14 protein-coding genes are annotated in these 17,739 nt (G+C 55.4%); 3 read left to right on the top strand and 11 right to left on the bottom strand.

Annotation, left to right across the window (positions count from 1 at the left end):
- Nucleotides 1–3 precede the first annotated feature (3 nt).
- From ACR0IO_RS00975 to ACR0IO_RS00950, 6 genes are all read right to left on the bottom strand, one after another.
- Nucleotides 4–1,581, bottom strand: a complete 1,578-nt coding sequence (locus ACR0IO_RS00975; protein WP_480738676.1) for an efflux transporter outer membrane subunit — start codon at nucleotides 1,579–1,581, stop codon at nucleotides 4–6.
- Nucleotides 1,582–1,592: 11 nt separating this feature from the next.
- Complete coding sequence (locus ACR0IO_RS00970) at nucleotides 1,593–2,738, bottom strand: HlyD family secretion protein (RefSeq protein WP_170332928.1); 1,146 nt, start codon at nucleotides 2,736–2,738, stop codon at nucleotides 1,593–1,595.
- A gap of 21 nt (nucleotides 2,739–2,759) precedes the next feature.
- The gene (locus tag ACR0IO_RS00965) at nucleotides 2,760–3,122 is read right to left on the bottom strand and encodes a DUF3302 domain-containing protein (RefSeq protein WP_155138602.1); all 363 of its coding nucleotides are present in this window, start codon (nucleotides 3,120–3,122) and stop codon (nucleotides 2,760–2,762) included.
- 35 nt (nucleotides 3,123–3,157) lie between these two features.
- On the bottom strand, nucleotides 3,158–3,724 hold the full coding sequence (locus tag ACR0IO_RS00960) for a disulfide bond formation protein B (RefSeq protein WP_480738672.1): 567 nt from the start codon (nucleotides 3,722–3,724) through the stop codon (nucleotides 3,158–3,160).
- Nucleotides 3,725–3,739: 15 nt separating this feature from the next.
- Nucleotides 3,740–3,895, bottom strand: a complete 156-nt coding sequence (locus tag ACR0IO_RS00955) for a DUF5993 family protein (RefSeq protein WP_302478280.1) — start codon at nucleotides 3,893–3,895, stop codon at nucleotides 3,740–3,742.
- A 116-nt stretch (nucleotides 3,896–4,011) separates the two neighbouring features.
- Nucleotides 4,012–4,773, bottom strand: coding sequence for a DeoR/GlpR family DNA-binding transcription regulator (locus tag ACR0IO_RS00950; RefSeq protein ID WP_480738669.1), 762 nt, complete (start codon nucleotides 4,771–4,773; stop codon nucleotides 4,012–4,014).
- A 253-nt stretch (nucleotides 4,774–5,026) separates the two neighbouring features.
- Between ACR0IO_RS00950 and glpD the strand changes: the two genes are divergently transcribed.
- Nucleotides 5,027–6,622 (top strand): glycerol-3-phosphate dehydrogenase, encoded by a 1,596-nt coding sequence (glpD, locus tag ACR0IO_RS00945; protein ID WP_480738666.1) that lies wholly within the window; start codon nucleotides 5,027–5,029, stop codon nucleotides 6,620–6,622.
- A gap of 66 nt (nucleotides 6,623–6,688) precedes the next feature.
- Here the strand turns inward: glpD and ACR0IO_RS00940 are convergent, their stop codons facing one another.
- From ACR0IO_RS00940 to metG, 3 genes are all read right to left on the bottom strand, one after another.
- Nucleotides 6,689–9,826: an efflux RND transporter permease subunit gene (locus ACR0IO_RS00940; RefSeq protein ID WP_480738663.1), complete on the bottom strand. Its 3,138-nt coding sequence runs from the start codon at nucleotides 9,824–9,826 to the stop codon at nucleotides 6,689–6,691.
- Between the two features lie 3 nt (nucleotides 9,827–9,829).
- Complete coding sequence (locus ACR0IO_RS00935) at nucleotides 9,830–10,960, bottom strand: efflux RND transporter periplasmic adaptor subunit (RefSeq protein WP_480738661.1); 1,131 nt, start codon at nucleotides 10,958–10,960, stop codon at nucleotides 9,830–9,832.
- Nucleotides 10,961–11,276: 316 nt separating this feature from the next.
- Nucleotides 11,277–12,995: a methionine--tRNA ligase gene (gene metG / locus ACR0IO_RS00930; protein ID WP_480738659.1), complete on the bottom strand. Its 1,719-nt coding sequence runs from the start codon at nucleotides 12,993–12,995 to the stop codon at nucleotides 11,277–11,279.
- Nucleotides 12,996–13,251: 256 nt separating this feature from the next.
- Between metG and ACR0IO_RS00925 the strand changes: the two genes are divergently transcribed.
- Both ACR0IO_RS00925 and ACR0IO_RS00920 read left to right on the top strand, forming a co-directional pair.
- Nucleotides 13,252–13,968: an OB-fold-containig protein gene (locus ACR0IO_RS00925; protein ID WP_480738657.1), complete on the top strand. Its 717-nt coding sequence runs from the start codon at nucleotides 13,252–13,254 to the stop codon at nucleotides 13,966–13,968.
- 34 nt (nucleotides 13,969–14,002) lie between these two features.
- Nucleotides 14,003–15,676: a flotillin family protein gene (locus ACR0IO_RS00920; protein ID WP_155143789.1), complete on the top strand. Its 1,674-nt coding sequence runs from the start codon at nucleotides 14,003–14,005 to the stop codon at nucleotides 15,674–15,676.
- Nucleotides 15,677–15,709: 33 nt separating this feature from the next.
- Here the strand turns inward: ACR0IO_RS00920 and ACR0IO_RS00915 are convergent, their stop codons facing one another.
- Both ACR0IO_RS00915 and ACR0IO_RS00910 read right to left on the bottom strand, forming a co-directional pair.
- Nucleotides 15,710–16,933, bottom strand: a complete 1,224-nt coding sequence (locus tag ACR0IO_RS00915) for an MFS transporter (RefSeq protein ID WP_155143787.1) — start codon at nucleotides 16,931–16,933, stop codon at nucleotides 15,710–15,712.
- An 80-nt stretch (nucleotides 16,934–17,013) separates the two neighbouring features.
- Nucleotides 17,014–17,694, bottom strand: coding sequence for a YceI family protein (locus ACR0IO_RS00910; RefSeq protein WP_480738654.1), 681 nt, complete (start codon nucleotides 17,692–17,694; stop codon nucleotides 17,014–17,016).
- Nucleotides 17,695–17,739: the final 45 nt, after the last annotated feature.

The raw sequence follows: 17,739 nt of genomic DNA, 5'->3' as shown, positions 1-17,739 counted from the left end.
CCTTCAGTTCAGGCTGGCACGTGTTGGCGTTTCCTCAAGCAGATCGCCCCAATCCGTACGGTAAGCCATTTCGGCAAGCACGGTCTCAGGCAGAAACTCCTGATTTTGCCGGATTTGCCAGCCGCCACCCAGCCCCTTGTAAACGGCAACCAGGTTGGCCGAAACCTGTTGTCTTGCCTCAATCAGATTGGCCTGAGAACGCAGCAGGGCAGTTTGCGTATTCAGAATTCTGGAATAGCTGGCGATGCCGTCGCGATACTGATCGACGGCGATGGCGGCCGCCTTGCGGGATGCATCGACACTGCGTTGATAGAACGTTACCTGCTTGCGCGCCTCAGCATAGGCGACCATCGCGCTTTCCACCTCGGAGTAGGCGGTCAGAACCGTGTTCTGGTAGTTTGCGATCAACGCCTGATAGGCGGCGTCCTGTGCCCGCACGTTGTTCTGTATGCGCCCGTAGTTCAGTACGTTCCAGACCACCCCGGCGCTTGCCAGGCCGGTATTGCTGTTCGAGCTGAACAGATCGCGACCGCCCGAAGCCTGAAGTCCAACTGAGCCAGACAATATGAATTGCGGATAGAGATCTGCCATCGCAATGCCAACCTGTGCGGATTGGGTCGCTGCGGCCAACTCAGCCGCTCTGACGTCCGGTCTCCTGCGCAGCAGTTCAGCTGGAACCCCTACAGCGACGTTAGATCGTGCGATTGGAATGCGACCATAGTTACCCAGCAGGTTCGTCATGCGCGACGGAGTTGCGCCAAGTAGCACCGCAAGCGCGTTCTTGGCTTGCTGCAGGTCGCTTTCAATCGTCGGCACCAAGGCTTTGGTGTTGTTCAGCAGGGCGGTTGATTCCTGCACGTCCAGTTCGGTCGTAACACCGTTGTTGAAACGGAGTTGTGTGAGATCTGCGGATTCCTGCTGCAACTTTATGTTCTCGCGTGCGATCGCGAGTGACTCCTGTAAAGCGCGGATATTGATGTATAGCGCGGCGACGTCACCGGTAAGCGTAACGAGCGCATCGTCATAGTTGGCGACTTGCAAGGCCAGATTGGACCGGGCCGCCTGAACGCCACGTCGCTGTGCGCCCCAAACATCAAGCTCCCACTGTGCATCAAAGCCGACTTGCGAGGTCGAGAATTCTGTGTCCAGCGGGATGATCTGCCTGATATCCGAGACTGGCCCAAGGTTGTCACTGATTTGGCGGCGCTGCAGTGATCCGCCGATCGCTTGGGATTGAGGGTATAGCTCTCCAAACGCGATGCCCAATTGAGCGCGGGCCTGAAGCACGCGAGCGCCTGCCACTTGCAGTGTCAGGTTCTGGGCGTAAGCTTCCGCAATCAGTTTATTCAGTGTCGGATCGTTGAATGTCTCCCACCACTTCACAACGGGCGCGCTGCGAGATGTCAGGCCGCTGCTCTGGCTGGCACTTGGGCTGTTAACTTCGATCCACTGCTTTACTACAGGTGAGTTGGGGCGGACAAAATTCGGGCCAACAGGGGCACAAGCAACAAAGATCGACGCACATAGGGCCGTTCCCATAAGCCTTCTAAACAGATGCTTCTTGGAATTGGGCCATTTCATAATGCGCATCCTCAGATATCCAGTGGTCGGATGAAGTTGGCGAATGAGTAAAGCCGCATGTTGATACGGCGCAGAAACTCAAAGCTTTGACCGCGACCGGTGTAGATTGCGACTGCCGCGTGACCGCCTGCAGGGAAAGTGTGGCCCTCGGGTACGTCGACCGTAATCTGTACCGCTATGCGTCCGGGTAGTTTAGGGAGTTCAAAGCCGGGCAGGCGGCCAGATGGCAGATATTGACCCTGCCTGGTGGCCCACCAGATCGCCTCGACCTTGCCGTTCAGAATTTCGCCGGGATAAAGGTCCAGTGCGACTTCAACCGGTTGGCCGGGTTCCACGAACTTCAGGTTTTGCTGACGGAAGGTGGCAAGAATATAGGGCTCGTCTTCGGTCACGAAGCTAGCGATGGCACCCAAACGAATTTCGCCTACAACGAGACCGGGTCGGGCCTGTTGCGATACGATCATCCCGTTTTCAGGTGCGTATATCGTTGTATTTTCTAGGAAATACTCAGCTTCTTCCAGCTGGGTCTGTGCCTGAATGATCCCGGTGTTTACACCATCGATCTGTGAAGCCAGAGCGAGGTTCGCTTTTTCCAGATTGGCTTCGGCCTCTTTGACCTGTGCTTGATCCTCGGCGACCTGCTCATTCCAACGATCAAGCTCATCCTGTCGCGCACCTCCAGCGGGGACCAAATTTTCATATCGTGCCTTTTGAGTCAGGGCATAGGCGAGCTGCGCATTGGCGCGTTCGATAGACTCAGTCGCCGCAATCACATCCTGTTCCAGAATTTTGGCGTTCTGTTCGGCGGCTACCAACTGGGCTTTGGCATTGTCTACCGCCAAAGAGAACACGGTATCGTCAAAGCGATACAGCGGCTCTCCCTTGGTGACCCATGTGTTTGGCTCAACCAGAACTTCGGTCAAAAGGGTTGGCTGCGTCAGTCTCGGGACGATCTGGATGGTCGAGCGAACTACGTGGCTATCGGCAGAGAAGGGCTGAAAGAAGCGCAGTGCCACCAGAAAGATCAGTAGCAGATGCGCGCCTACCCAGAATGACACAACACCCCATGTGATGTTGAATTTCAGCCATTGTGCCTTGAAGAAAATGAACCAGACAAAAATTATGTAGAACAGCGTGATGCCGAGGGCCATGAACATGTTGTTTTGCTTCCTCTGGCCTTAGCTCTGCTCTGTGTCGTCGGTATCGAGACGATCCCGGTACTCAGGCTTTACTTTGCCGCCTAAGCGTTTGATTTCATCCCGAATTGCGTCGCGCTCATCATCCGGCATACGCCGCAGATCGACGGTGACGCCGTCATGGAAGGCCCACATAAAGGCGTGCACCCACGGAACAACGGCCAAAAAGCCCATCCATCCCATGATCTTAACGGCCTCAGCATGAGGATGATTGCGTTTGATGGCGATCCGTCCCGGCAATCCCATGAGGAATAGAAACAGCGCCATGACGGCTGCCAGAAGCAGGATCAACGCCACGAAAGTCAGGTAGTCATAGTAGCCCAGCGGCTGCCCCAATAGTCCCATCTACATGCCTCCTTGTGGGAAGGTTGAAACCATCCTCAATTGTTGTTGCCCAGTTCGTCAATGAGTTTGTAGCTGGTTGGCGGGTCAGCGCAAACCGTTGGGCCACATTCGATCAGTGTGGAGACCGCATTCAAAGCAGCTAAACCTAGCATGATAAAGAATGCGACTTTTGCCAGTGTGCTACCGCCAAAGCGCTGTTCTGTTGATCCGTTTTCATATTGCTTCTCGAACATCAGCATGATCGAGGTGCCGAGCAGGATCAGAAAAAAGCAGATTGCAGCCCAAGTGTAATAGTGCAGCCCCAAAACGGGAGATCCATAGTGACCGGTTCCCGGGACGATGTGCAAAAGGATTTGGCGAACGGCAACGCTCACTCCGAACAGTGCACCCAGCAGCATGAGTGCATAGTGCCGTGCCCGGGCACCATAAAGCAGATTGAGGCCGAGGCCGACGCCCACCGCAACAAAACCAACCCGCTGTAGCAAGCACAAAGGGCAGGGCAGTTCATAGAGCTTGAGCTGATAGAAGTACGCCAGCACCAGGACCAGGCTGACGGCTAGTGTTCCAAGCGCATTCAGAGTGCGGGACAGTTCAGGTGTCATGGTCTTGTCCCTCGCTCACAACTGAATGGTTAGTTGGCTGGTGGCGTGGTACTTCAGCCAGTACACACTCAACGCCAGCGTGATAAAGAAAATGGTATTGGCTATCCCGGTTCTTCCAAAGTAGTTCAGCCCCATAACGGCTGTAAGTAACGCAAACAAAAGCGCTATCATGGCCCGGTCCCTCCCTCCCGTGCAACGATTGCAATATGGTTTGATACTGTCAGGTGCGCCGCCATCTGGCAAGAAAGGCGTTCGGGTACTCGCGCTAAATGAGAAGTTTCAAAGAGCTATTCGCAAAGAACCAGACGCGTCTGCCACTCACCACATTGGCTTGTCAGTTCGGGTGATAGAGGAAGATCGGTGTAGAATGCGCTGACTTCAGAAAGCGATCCAATGCGCGCGGGCGCGGCGCGGTGAAATTTGGAGTTGTCCGCCACAAGGCAGGTCTGCCGCGCCTGGGTAATGATGGTTTGGCTGACATGAACCTCCTGAAAATCGAAATCCAGCAGATCCCCCTCAGCATCAAGTGCTGAGCAACCAATAATGGCATAGTCGAACTTGAACTGTTTGATTGTGGAAACGGTTAGGTTTCCGATCAAACCTCCATCAGATCTTCTTAGCACTCCGCCCGCTACAACGATCTGACAATCAGGGTTGGCGACCAGTATGTTGGCGACGTTCATATTGTTCGTCACGACCATCAGGTTTTTATGGTTCAGCAACTGCTTCGCGACGGCTTCGGTCGACGTGCCAATGTTCATGAAGATCGAAGCGCCATCCGGGATATCGGCTGCACATTTCGCTGCAATCCGCGATTTGGCATCTTCGTTCAGTTCGCGACGATCTTCGTACCCAATATTCGAGACACCGGATCGCAGGACCGCGCCTCCGTGAACCCGATCCAGTTTGCCGGCCTCTGAAAGCTCTGAAAGATCACGGCGGATGGTCTGAACAGTTACGCCAAACTTATCCGCCAGCTCTTCGACCGCGACGCGTCCGTGTTGCTTGGCGATTTCCAGAATGTCGGACTGGCGAAAGGAAAGGGACATGTAGGACTCCGGTGAAACATTCACCTGTTCGTTTTTGTTCTTTTCTCAGAAGAATTCAATGATTTGTTTCGTCACTACAGCGAGCGATTTGATGGCCTTGATCAATCCAGTTGTTAATCTGAAGGCTCGTTCAGGTATTTTCGATCTGATGCTTGCACTCATAAAAGCGAATAAAAACGAAAATACAAGTTGACGATACGAATGTGCGTAGGGTTAATGCCCTCGACCTCTCTCAACAGAAGAATCGAGTTCCATGGAACAGCCAGATACCCGAATTACCGACCTTTTTATTATCGGCGGTGGGATCAACGGATGCGGGATCGCACGCGATGCAGCTGGTCGCGGATTGTCAGTCACGTTGGCCGAGATGAACGATCTGGCGTCAGCAACGTCTTCGGCATCGACCAAGTTGTTTCATGGTGGTCTTCGTTACCTCGAATATTTCGAGTTTCGGCTTGTTCGTGAGGCATTGATTGAGCGGGAAACTCTGTTGCGCGCGATGCCCCATATCAGCTGGCCAATGCGGTTCGTGCTGCCTTACCATGACGATATGCGGTTTGACTCGCATACGCCGACTTCGCGTTTGTTGAGCACTGTTATGCCTTGGATGCATGGTCGGCGCCCGGCTTGGTTGATCCGTTTGGGACTGTTTCTTTACGACCATCTTGGCGGCAGAAAAATATTACCAGGCACCAAATCACTTGATCTGCGGAAAGAACCCGAAGGCGCTCCGTTGCAGAACAAGTTTGAAACGGCTTATGAATACTCCGATTGCTGGATCGAGGATTCACGATTGGTCATCCTGAATGCACGGGATGCAGAAGCTCGCGGCGCAGAGATCCTCGTGCGTACCGAAGTACAATCCGCTGAGCGCGTCGATGATCTTTGGCATGTGACCATTCTTGATAAGGACAGCGGCGATACACGCCTGGTTCGTGCCCGCATGCTGATCAACGCGGGTGGCCCTTGGGTCGGCGATATCATCCAGTCCAAAATTCGCGTGAATTCGCGCGAGGGAGTTCGGTTGGTTCGTGGCAGCCATATCGTGACCCATAAGCTGTTCGACCACGACAAGTGCTATTTCTTTCAGGGTGAGGATGGCCGCATAATCTTTGCAATCCCGTATGAGCAGGATTTCACCCTTATTGGCACGACCGATCAGGATCACGAAAATCCTTCTGAACCACCGGTTTGTACCGAAGCAGAACAGGACTATTTATGTGCCTTTGCAACAAAGTACTTTGAGCGCCCTGTTACACGCGAAGATATCGTGTGGACCTATTCTGGTGTTCGCCCGCTGTATGACGACGGGGCACATAGCGCGACCGCGGCCACCCGCGATTATACGCTGAAGGTAGATTCTGCTGGTGGGGCGCCGGTGCTAAACGTGTTTGGTGGCAAGATCACGACCTATCGTCGCCTAGCTGAAAGTGCGCTGGAGAAAATAGCCGAACATTTCCCCAACTTGCCCGGCCCTTGGACGGCTGGCGTTTCTTTGCCGGGCGGCGACTTTCCCGTTGATGGTGTCGCACATCTAACGAACGATCTTCTAGTGGACTACGGCTTTCTTGACCAATTCTGGGCGAACCGATTGATCCGTGCTTATGGCACTGAGGCGCGGTCAATTTTGGGTAACGCGCAAACTGCCGGGGATCTGGGTGAAGATTTTGGCGCAACGCTTACCGCTCGCGAGCTGGAATGGCTTATGGACAAGGAATATGCGCGGACAGCAGACGATGTCGTCTGGCGGCGCAACAAGCTGGGTTTGCGGTTGAGCCAAGAACAGATAGCAAGAATTCAGGCATGGATGGGCGAGCATCACATCAATGCCGTTGCAGCTGCCCAGTAAGCTGAGCCAGACAAAAGAAAACGCCCCGCGAATTTCGCGGGGCGTTTGGCGTTCTACTCCTGCGCTTTAAGCGGCTTCTTCGGAAGGACCAGAGCCCTTGTTGCTGCCTTTCAGCCATTCGCGCATCCCCTGCATTACCGCATATAGTACGGGGACAAGAATGACGCCAAACAACGTTGCAGCCAGCATGCCGCCGAATACGGCCACACCGATGGCCTTTTGACTGGCGGCACCCGCGCCACTGGCAGCCAGCAGCGGAACAACGCCCAGCAGGAACGACAGAGCCGTCATCATTACCGCACGGAAACGCTGATGAGCAGCCTCGGCCGCGGCGTCTTTGATGGAGAGGCCGTGCGCGCGTTGCTCCATCGCGAACTCGACGATCAGGATCCCGTTCTTGGACGCCAGTCCCACAAGCATGATCATACCGATCTGCGTATAGAGGTTGATGTCACTTCCGACGATCGCAACCGCTGAAACAGCCCCGAACAGGGCTACGATCACCGATAGCAGAATCGACACCGGCATGGTCCAGCTTTCGTATTGGCCGACAAGGAACAGATACCCGAACAGGATCGCCAGACCGAGGATCACAACAACCAGACCACCTGATGCCAGCTGCTGCTGAGCGGTCCCGGTCCACTCAAAGGCATATCCGGGGGGCAGGGCGGTTGCAGACTCTTCCGTCATTACGCTGATCGCATCGCCTGTCGACAACCCTTCTGCTGGGACGGCGGTTACCGTTGCAGAACGGAACAGGTTGTGCCGTTTCAGCAGAACCGGACCCAGTACATTCTCAACATCGATCAACGTCCCAAGAGGAACCATCTCGCCTTTTGTCGAACGCACATAGAGGTTTGAGATATCCTCGACATTGTCGCGATAAGAGCCTTCCGCCTGGATCATCACGCGATAGACGCGGCCAAACAGGTTGAAGTCGTTGACGTAGTAGGAACCCAGTTGCGCCTGCATTGTCTGGAAGATCTCAGCCACGGACACCTGAAGCGTCTTTGCTTTCTCACGATCCAGATCGACGAACAGCTGCGGAACGTTTGCGCGGAAGGTCGTATAGGCCTGACCGATCTCTGGACGCTGGTTCGCCGCATAAACGAAGGAACCAACCGCTGAGGCAAGATCCTGAGGCGTACCACCACCGGTTTGCTGAACCTCCATTTCAACGCCAGCAGACATACCGAGACCCTGAATTGGGGGCGGGTTGAACGCGACTATGGAAGCTGCGGACTCTCCGTTGGCAATTGCCAGAACCTTACCAAGGATGGCATCGGCACTTAGATCTTCCTCCTGCCGATCATCCCAGTTTTCAAGGTTAACAAAGATCGCTGCACCATTGGTGATCGTCCCGTTCAGCAATGAGAAACCGTTGATCAAAACGGTACTCGAAACGCCTGGTATCTGCTGGATCTGTTCATCAACCCGTGCCGAAACCAACTCGGTCCGTTCCAGTGTGGCAGCATCCGGCAACTGGATGTCGACGAACAGATAACCGTTGTCCTCAAGCGGGAGGAAGCCGCTGGATGTATTGGACATGATGGTCACGCCGCCGAATGCAAAGGCTGCAATGATCCCCAGCGAAACGACGGGTATGATCAACAATTTCCGGACGATGGCCACATAACCGCTGCGCATTGACCCGATGAAACTTTCGAACACAGCCAACAGCCCTTTGGGAGGGCCGGACCGTGCTTGCAGCACCAGTCCGCATAAGGCAGGAGAGAGTGTCAGAGCGTTGATCGATGAGATCACAACCGCGGTCGAAATCGTGACGGCGAACTGCGAATAAAGCCGTCCTGAAATGCCGGGCATGAAGGTGACCGGCACGAACACAGCCAGCAAAACCAGCGTGGTCGCGATCACCGGCCCGGTAATTTGGCCCATTGCCTTACGAGTTGCTTCGGCCGGTGGCAGACCTTCATCTGCAATGATGCGTTCAACGTTTTCAACCACAACAATGGCGTCGTCCACCACGATACCAATGGCCAGAACCAGAGCGAACAAAGAGATCGTATTGAGCGACATTCCAAACAGCAGCAGGAATGCAAATGTACCGATCAGTGATACCGGGATCGCAACCGCGGGGATGATGGTCGCGCGCCAACTGCCCAAGAACACAAACACGACCGAAATCACCAGAATGAACGTCAGGATCAGGGTTGTGACAACGTCATTCAATGATTGCTCGACAAAATCCGTGGTATTGAACGGGACCTTGTACTCAACGTCAGTTGGGAAGGCGCGAGACAGACGCTCCAACTCGGCCTGAACGCGGTCGGACACTGCAAGTGCATTAGCGCCGGGTGCCTGATAAATGCCGATGACTGTGGCAGGAACACTTTCGAAATATCCAGAGGCTGCATAATACTCGGCACCAAGCTCGACTCTGGCGATGTCTCGGACACGTACGATTGAGCCAGCGTCACCTGTCCTGATCACGATGTCACCAAACTCGGCCGCAGATGTCAGACGCCCTTTGGTCTTGATGGTGTATTGGAATGTTTGTCCTTCAGGTACTGGAGGAGCGCCAATCGAACCGGCCGAGACTTCGATATTCTGCTCCCGAATAGCGTTGATGACGTCCCCAGGTGTGATCGATAGGGCCGCCATCTTATCCGGGTCCATCCAGATCCGCATGGCGTATTCCAGATTGGTCAGAACGTCCGCTTTACCGACGCCCTGAACACGCGCCAGCGCGTCCTTCAGGTTGATGGACGCATAGTTCGACAGGAATACACTGTCATATGTACCGTTCGGCGATGTCAGTGTGACCAGCAACAGCATGTTGGTCGACGCCTTTTGCGTCACAACGCCTGAAGCAGTCACTTCGCTAGGCAGGGACGACATGGCTTGCGCTACACGGTTCTGCACGTTCACCGAGGCGATATCAGGGTCGGTGCCGACCTCGAACGTAATGTTCAGAGAGTAGGAACCGTTGTCTGACGAGGTGGATGTCATGTAAATCATGTCGTCCACACCGTTGACCTGCGCCTCAATCGGCGCGGCGACCGTGTTTTCAACGGTTTCAGCGTTCGCCCCGGTATAGGTGGTTGTTACACTTACCACAGGCGGGGTGATGTCAGGGAATTGGGCGACGGGCAGTACCAAATAGCCGATGCCGCCCATGATTGTCAGAACAAGTGAGATAACAAGCGCCAGCTTAGGCCGGCTGATAAACAGGGCAGAGAACATCAATTACTCTCCCGGCTGCTCAGAAGCGACGACCGCGTCCACCGCTACGCCTGGACGTACGCGCTGTAGCCCTTCGACGATTACGCTTTCGCCCTCACGCAGGCCATCGGCAACAATTACGGCAGAGCCCACTGTGTCGCCAGTGGTGATATAGCGCTGTTCAACCATCTGCTTATCATTGACGACCAGCACGAATTCACCCCGCTGATCACGCTGCAGAGCGGCTTGAGGAATAAGGACTTGCAGTGTCGGCTCCAGCGCTTCGATACCAACGCTCAGGAAAGCTCCGTCGATGATCAAGCGCTGCGCGTTGTCAAACTCAGCCCGCACAGTAATTGCGCCGGTCAGCGGGTCGATGCGGTTGTCGACAAAAACAATACGGCCCGTTTCGTCCAGTTCGGTACCGTTGGGCAATGTCACATGAACGTTGGGACTCTTGTTGCTTTCCGCCAGCGAAGCCGCGCTCTCTCCGTATTGCTCAAGAACCGACGTGAACTGCTTTTCGTTCAGCGAGAAATTTACATAAATGGGAGCTTCACTGACCAAGTTAACCAGTGGCGGGTTGGTTGGGCCAACCACATCACCAACGCTGGTAGCGACCCGACCGATGCGTCCATCGAATGGCGCGTGAATTTCCGTATAGCTCAGATCCAGCTGTGCTTGCTGGATGGCAGCGTTTGCTGCTTTGACTTCAGCTTCGGCAACAAGTTCGTTTGCCCGCGCGATGTCGCGCTCGGATTCCGGGGTTGCGTCGCGCTTGTAGAGTTCTTCTTTTCGAGCAAGATCGACTTTGGCCAGTTCCAGATTTGCTTCGGCGCGGTCCAGATCTGCTTTGCGCGCCTCAAGGTTGGCCTCGTACAGGTCGGGTTCGATCGTAAAAAGCAGATCGCCTTCTTTGACCAAAGCGCCGTCATCAACATTCTGGCTTTCCAAGAAGCCGCTCACACGGGCAACGATGTCGACCTTGTCGATAGCCTCTGCACGTCCGATGAAGACGGCTTCGTCGGTAATCTCCTCAGAGTAAGCTGCGGCAATTGAAACTTTGGGTGGAGGAGCCTCGCTTTGGTCTTGCGCCAAAACCGGTTGCGCCAGTCCGATGCAGGAAAGTACTGCGGCGCGTCTGAACAATGTCATGATCGCGCCGTTATTAGAGGAAGTTGTATGCTTCAATGCAAGGGACATGGCAATTGCCTCGTTCAAACTACAATCGTTGCGTCGAAGCGGAGAGATCGAAGAGCCGAGTCGACGGAATTCTTAGGCAGGATGGCTGTTTTGCAGTCATATCTCAAGCATTTGAATTTGTAGTTGTACAAGAGATTGCGCAGATTTCCCCGCAGGTTGGCAGACTTAAGCTCGTGCCGACACGAGGCATTGACCTCTGTGCTATACCCTTGAACAAAAAAATGGGGGTCTGAACGACCCCCACATTTGCTTTTATTCTTGTCCGAACTTAGCTGCGCTGACCGGCAAATCGGCTTTGCCATTCCTCACGCTGCTCATCCGTGATTTTGGCGAACAGCACTTCCGGCACAGCAAACTCGTGGCCGGGGGGCAGGGCGGACAGTGCGGCGGCAACATCGTCCGGCCAGCTGGTGTCCAGGGTATTCATCGCGCTTAGCATCCGGGCCGAGGTTTCGGGAATGAACGGTGCGCTCAGTACTGCGTAAAGGCGGATCAGGTTCAGGCCCAGGCGCACCTGCGCTGCGGCCTGTTCAGGATCCTCCTTGAAGGTCGACCAGGGCGCCGCGGCCTGAAGGTATTCATTGCCCGCAACCCAGATCGCCCGCAGTTCCTGCGCCGATTTACGAACTTCCATCGCTTCCATATGCCCCTCGTAGGTGCGGACGCGTTTGGTCAGTTCGTCGATCAGGGCTTGCTCACGCTCGCCATAAGCACCACCCTCGGGAACAGCTTCACCGAACTTCGACCGGCAGAACTTGGTGATCCGGCTGACGAAGTTGCCCAGAACGTCCGCAAGGTCTTTGTTCACCGACTGCTGGAAGTTCTCCCAATTGAACTCGCTGTCGCTGCTCTCGGGGGCATGGCTCAGCAGCCACCAGCGCCAGTAATCGGCGGGCAGAATCTCCAGCGCCTGATCCATGAAAACGCCACGGCCCTGAGAGGTCGAGAACTGGCCGCCGTCATAGTTCAGGTAGTTGAACGATTTGAGGTGATCGACCAACTTCCACGGCTCGCCCGACCCCAAGATGGTGGCCGGGAAGCTCAGAGTGTGGAAGGGCACGTTGTCTTTGCCCATAAACTGGACATAGCGCACGTCATCTGCACCTTTGTCGGTCCGCCACCAGCGTTCCCAATCGGCGTCAGTTTTGCCATTGGCGTCGGCCCATTCCTTGGCGCAAGCGATGTATTCTATGGGGGCGTCGAACCAGACGTAGAAGACTTTGCCTTCCATTCCGGGCCAATCCTGATCGCCTTTCTTAACTGGAACACCCCAGTCCAGATCGCGGGTAATCCCACGATCCTGCAGGCCGTCACCGTCATGCAGCCATTTCTTGGCAATCGAGGTGGTCAGGATCGGCCAGTCGCTCTTGCTGTCGATCCACGCGTCCAGCTGATCTTTCATCGCGGATTGGCGCAGATACAGATGTTTGGTTTCGCGCACTTCCAGATCGGTCGAGCCTGAAATGGCTGAACGCGGCTCGATCAGGTCGGTCGGGTCCAGCTGCTTTGTGCAGTTCTCGCACTGGTCACCGCGTGCGCGGTCATAACCGCAATTGGGGCAGGTGCCCTCGATATAACGGTCAGGCAGAAAGCGGCCGTCGGCGTTGGAATAGACCTGTTTCTCGGTGACTTCGCGGATCAGTCCTGCGTCGTCCAGCTTGCCCGCGAAATGCTGTGTCAGCTTTTTGTTCTGATCGCTGGATGAACGACCGAAGTGATCGAAGCTCAGGCCAAAGCGATTGGCGATATCCGCCTGAATGCCATACATCTCGGCACAATATTCTGCGACAGGCTTGCCCGCTTTCGCAGCCGCAAGTTCAGCTGGGGTGCCGTGTTCGTCGGTAGCACAAAGGAACATGACCTCGTTCCCCCGGCCACGTTGGTAACGTGCGTACAGATCAGCAGGCAACTGCGAGCCGATCAGGTTGCCGAGGTGTTTGATCCCGTTGATATAGGGGATCGCCGAGGTGATGAGAATCCGAGCCATGTTCCGTATCCGCGTAGCTGTCTGCGCGCCCGTCTACCTTATGTGACCGGCCAGCAAAAGCCCGGCTTTGGTACAGATGTTACTTTAAGCAGCGACACAGCGAAAAATTCACTGGATACGGGATTACAGATTGCAACCTGAATGACCCCCACAATACCCATAGGTTGAAGTTTAGAATCACAACCTCTTGAATTTTCGTCATGACTTCCCATTTAAAATGTATACCAATGTATACCAAAATAGGAACAACTTGCTGATGTTCGACTTTCTACTAGAGGGTGCTTTTGTGCCCTTTACAATGGCGCTTGCGCTTCTGTTCGGCCTTCTTGCGTTGGAACTGATCGCATTACTGCTGGGTGGAAGTCTGCTGGGAGGCGAGGCGGAAGCCGATCTGGACATGGTCGACGCCCCTGACTTGGATGTCGGTGATTTCGACCTTGATATCGATGCTGATGTCGATCTGGGCGATTTCGAATTGGCCGAGGTTGAGGTCGAAGCACCAGACGCCGCTTCGGTTGGTCCGTTCGGTTGGTTGGGCATCGGAAAGATGCCCTTCATGATCTGGCTTGTCGTTCTATTGGCCGGATTCGGACTGAGCGGTATGGGTCTGCAACTGGCGCTGCGCGATCTGGTGGGCTTCGACCTGCCATCCTGGATAGCGGCAATTCCTGCAGGTGCATTTGGCCTTTGGTTTGCGCGAGGGTTCGGCGGAGTATTCGCTCGCTTGCTGCCCAAGACTGAAACCGAGGCTTTGTCCGAACGGATGCTGGCCCGCCGCCGTGGTGTCGTAACCCAAGGCACCGCCGCAAGGGGCCGTCCGGCTGAAGTTCGGGTGACTGACCGATTTGGCAATTCGCACTACCTGCGCGCAGAGCCGTTGCAGGACAAGGATGCGCTGGCTCAGGGCACCGAAGTGCTTGTGCTGCGCGACCGACGGCGCGACCGGTTCGTTCTGGTCGGCTTGTCTGAATAACCAAAATTTCTAACCCCATCACGGAGGATATTGCATGGAACTTCCATTCCTTGCCGTCACAGTTGTGACCATTTTAGCGGTACTCTTGTTTATAGGCCTAGTGCTTGGCCGTCTTTATAAACGCGCGACCCGAGAGATCAGTCTCGTAAAAACCGGTGCGGGCGGAAAGAAAGTCATCATGGATGGCGGCGTTATCATCGTACCGCTGCTGCATGAAGTCAGCCCAGTCAACATGAAGACGCTGCGTCTTGAAGTTCAGCGCAGTGGCGAGGCCGCTCTGATCACCAAAGACCGTATGCGTGTCGACGTTGGTGTCGAGTTCTACGTCTCGGTCATGGCGACTGAAGAGGGTATTGCACGAGCTGCACAGACTCTTGGTGACCGAACATTCGACGTCGAGCAGCTGCGTGAGATGATCGAAGGCAAGCTGATCGACGGTCTGCGCGCTGTTGCTGCTCAGATGACCATGGACGGTCTGCATGAAAACCGTGCTGACTTTGTTCAGGAAGTGCAGAATGCAGTGTCCGAAGACTTGCTGAAGAACGGTTTGTCGCTGGAATCCGTTTCACTGACCGCACTGGACCAGACGCCGTTTGAAGCTCTGGACGAGAATAACGCCTTTAACGCCGTGGGTATGCGCAAGCTGGCCGAAGTGATCGCCGTGTCCAAGAAAGAGCGTGCGCAGATTGATGCCGAAGCTGAGGTCGAGGTGCGTCGCGCAGCGATGGAAGCAGAACGCCAGAAACTGCTGATTGAACAGGATGAGGCACAGGCGCGGATCGAACAGACGCAGAAGGTCGAAACCCTGCGTGTGGCGCAAGAGGCTGAGATTGCTGCACGGACCGAAGACTCGGTGCGGGAGACTGAGCGTGCCCGGATCGCCCGTGAAGAAGCCATTCGCGCTGCCGAAATCGAGCGTGAGCGTAAAATCCGCGATGCGGAGATCGCCAAAGAACGCGAAATCGAAGTCGCCGAGCAGGAGCGTCAGATCATCATCGCGCAGAAATCCGAAGAGGAAAGCCGCGCTCGTGCGTCTGCTGATCTGGCCCGTGCTGAGGCGACAAAGGCGACCGAAGCTGTGGCAACAGCGCGTCAGGTGGCTGAGGCCGAGCGTCAGAAGCAGATCGTTCTGATCGAAGCGACCCGTGAGGCCGAGCGTCAGGCGACAGCGATCCGTCTGTCTGCGCAGGCCGAGAAAGAGGCCGCTGCTGACCGTGCCGAAGCCCGTCGTGAGGAAGCGCAAGCTGAAGCGGATGCGCTTAACATCCGCGCCGAGGCGAAGAAGAACGACATGCTGGCCGAAGCGGAGGGTAAGCGTGCGATCGTTGAGGCAGACAATGCGCTGTCAGTGGATCAGATCCGGATGAAGGTTGATATGGCACGTATCGAAACCATGCCTTCGATCATCGCGGAAATGGTCAAACCGGCCGAAAAGATCGACTCGATCAAGATCCATCAGGTTGGTGGCATCGGTGGGGCGAATGGCGGTGGTGCCGCGTCAAACGGCGACAAGCCAGTGGTCAACCAGGCATTGGACTCGATCATGGGAATGGCGGTTCAGATGCCAGCGCTCAAGAAGTTGGGCGAAGAACTGGGTCTGTCGATGGAGCAGGGCGTCGGCGGTATCGTCAACGGCGCGCTTGAACCATCGGTAGAACAAGTGGAAGAGGCCGAGGTGGTTGAAGAGAAACCACGGACTGAACACTAAGATGAAAGGGCCGGGATTATCCCGGCCCTTTTCTTATCTGCCCTCACGAGAGCGTTTCAACAATCGACCGATCGTGAAGGATGTGCGGGGCGCGTAGACATAGTTCGTGCGCTCTTCCGGAGTTGGACGTGATCGCATCCGCGCAAGTCCAAAGATGATCAGGAAAACATGTCCCAGCGCTACGAAAGCGAACAAGGCGCCCGGGCCGAATTGCTGGATCAGTGTCGATGAGATGTAGGGTGATGCGATAGCACCCAAAGCGTACCAGAACATCAGGGCGGCTGATAACTCGACCCGTTGTTCTGTCGTTGCAAAGTCGTTTGCGTGCGCCGAGGACACCGAGAAGATTGGGAATGTTGTAAAGCCGAACAGACCTGCTGCGAGCATAACACCCAGTGTACCGGTTCCGCTGGCGGCCATGGTAATCCCGCAACTCAGGACTGCGGCAATTGAAAGCCAGATCAATACCCAGCGACGGTCGTATTTATCAGCAAGCCAGCCCATCGGATATTGGGCCAAGGCTCCGCCCAGAACGAAGGATGCCAGGAAGAAGGCAATTTGATCCACGCCCAGACCGACCTCTTGTCCGTAAACCGGACCAACCATCCGGAAAGAGGCCGAACTCAGCGCGGCGACGATTACTCCGGCAACTGCCAGTGGGGAGCTGTGCCATGCCAGTTTCGGACGCAGACGTGGCGCATCAGGTGTCTCAGGCTGGCTGGCGCGGGTCAGCGTCAAAGGCAGGAGTGACGCGCAGCACAATATGGCGAGCAGATTGTACGAAACGTAGGATGCAGGCGGCAGAACGGCGATGATCAGCTGCGCCCCAAGAGATGCGCCCATATCGACGATGCGATAGGTGCCCATCGCACGCCCGCGTGTTTCATTTGTGACTTTGGCGTTCAGCCACGCCTCAATCACCGTGTAGCTGCCGGCCACACATGTGCCCGAGGCGATACGCAGCGCTGCCCAGATATACGGGTTGTCGGTCAGAGTGTGTCCGATCAACCCCATTGCACCCAATGCCGTGCAAACCGCAAACGCCCGCGAGTGACCGACATTGCCCATCAGGCGCGGTGCCCACCAGCATCCGATGAAAAAGCCAAGAAAATGTGCTGACCCCAGCAGACCGATCTGTTCGGTCGAAAACTCAAGCGTCAATCCCGAGATTGCATCCAGTGGTCCAACGCCGCCCGTTGAGAGCTGCAGCAAAATGACAGAAAGAAAAAGGGCGGCAAAGGAAATGATCGTGCGCATAACGGTCCCAGCTTGGCGGTATCGCACAGGGTTGCGCGCACCTAATCGACTTTATCGCGTCGTTTTTTGTCTATCACGGGTCAAGTCTGGCGCAAGATCTCGGCACGGATATTCAGCCCCACGGTATCCTGAACCAGATCGGGATAGCCCGATGCGCCGAAATCATGCCGGTTAAGCGCCCCTTTGAGGTGAATGAAGAGTTGATCAAGGTCTTTCACGTCTGAACCTGATTGTCTGTACAGATTGGCCTGCAGGGTAATGGGGCGGGTGACACCGCGGACGGTGACATTGCCGGTGATGCTCGCCCCGTTCGAGATACGCCCCCCTGGTCCCAGCTGTATCTTAGTCGAGACAAAACGGATTGTTGGGAATCGTGCCGCGTCTAAAACGCTCGGGCTCAGCATGGGCATCTGTGCGAAGGGTAATTTGGTCCGTGCCTTTGCAACATTCATGACGACGTCTACCCGGCTGTTTTGCAGGCGGTTTGTGTCGATCCGGATGTTTGCTGATTGAATTGGCATGGTGCCGGTCTGCGCGACCCCGGAAAGATTGAATGAAAATGAAACAGTCGTGCCGGAAGGAACCAGAGCGTAAGGGCTGAGAGCAGCCTGCGCGATTTGCGCAACGGGCAACAAGGCTATGCCCGCGATCACGCTTCGGCGGGACAGTGCTATTGTGCTGCCTTCTTTTTCGGGTACGTGGCCTCGCTGGGCAGTTGAGCGAGACTTAGGATAGCGGTGAGTGGATATCGTTTGGCCCATGCCGGAACGCTAGGGCGCAGCGCAGGTCTTGGCCATTCACAAGTT

It is taken from the genome of Ruegeria sp. CE12 (genome assembly GCF_056537525.1).
The sequence above is the reverse complement of the archived record's forward strand: the minus strand, read 5'-3'. Positions and strand labels throughout refer to the sequence as shown.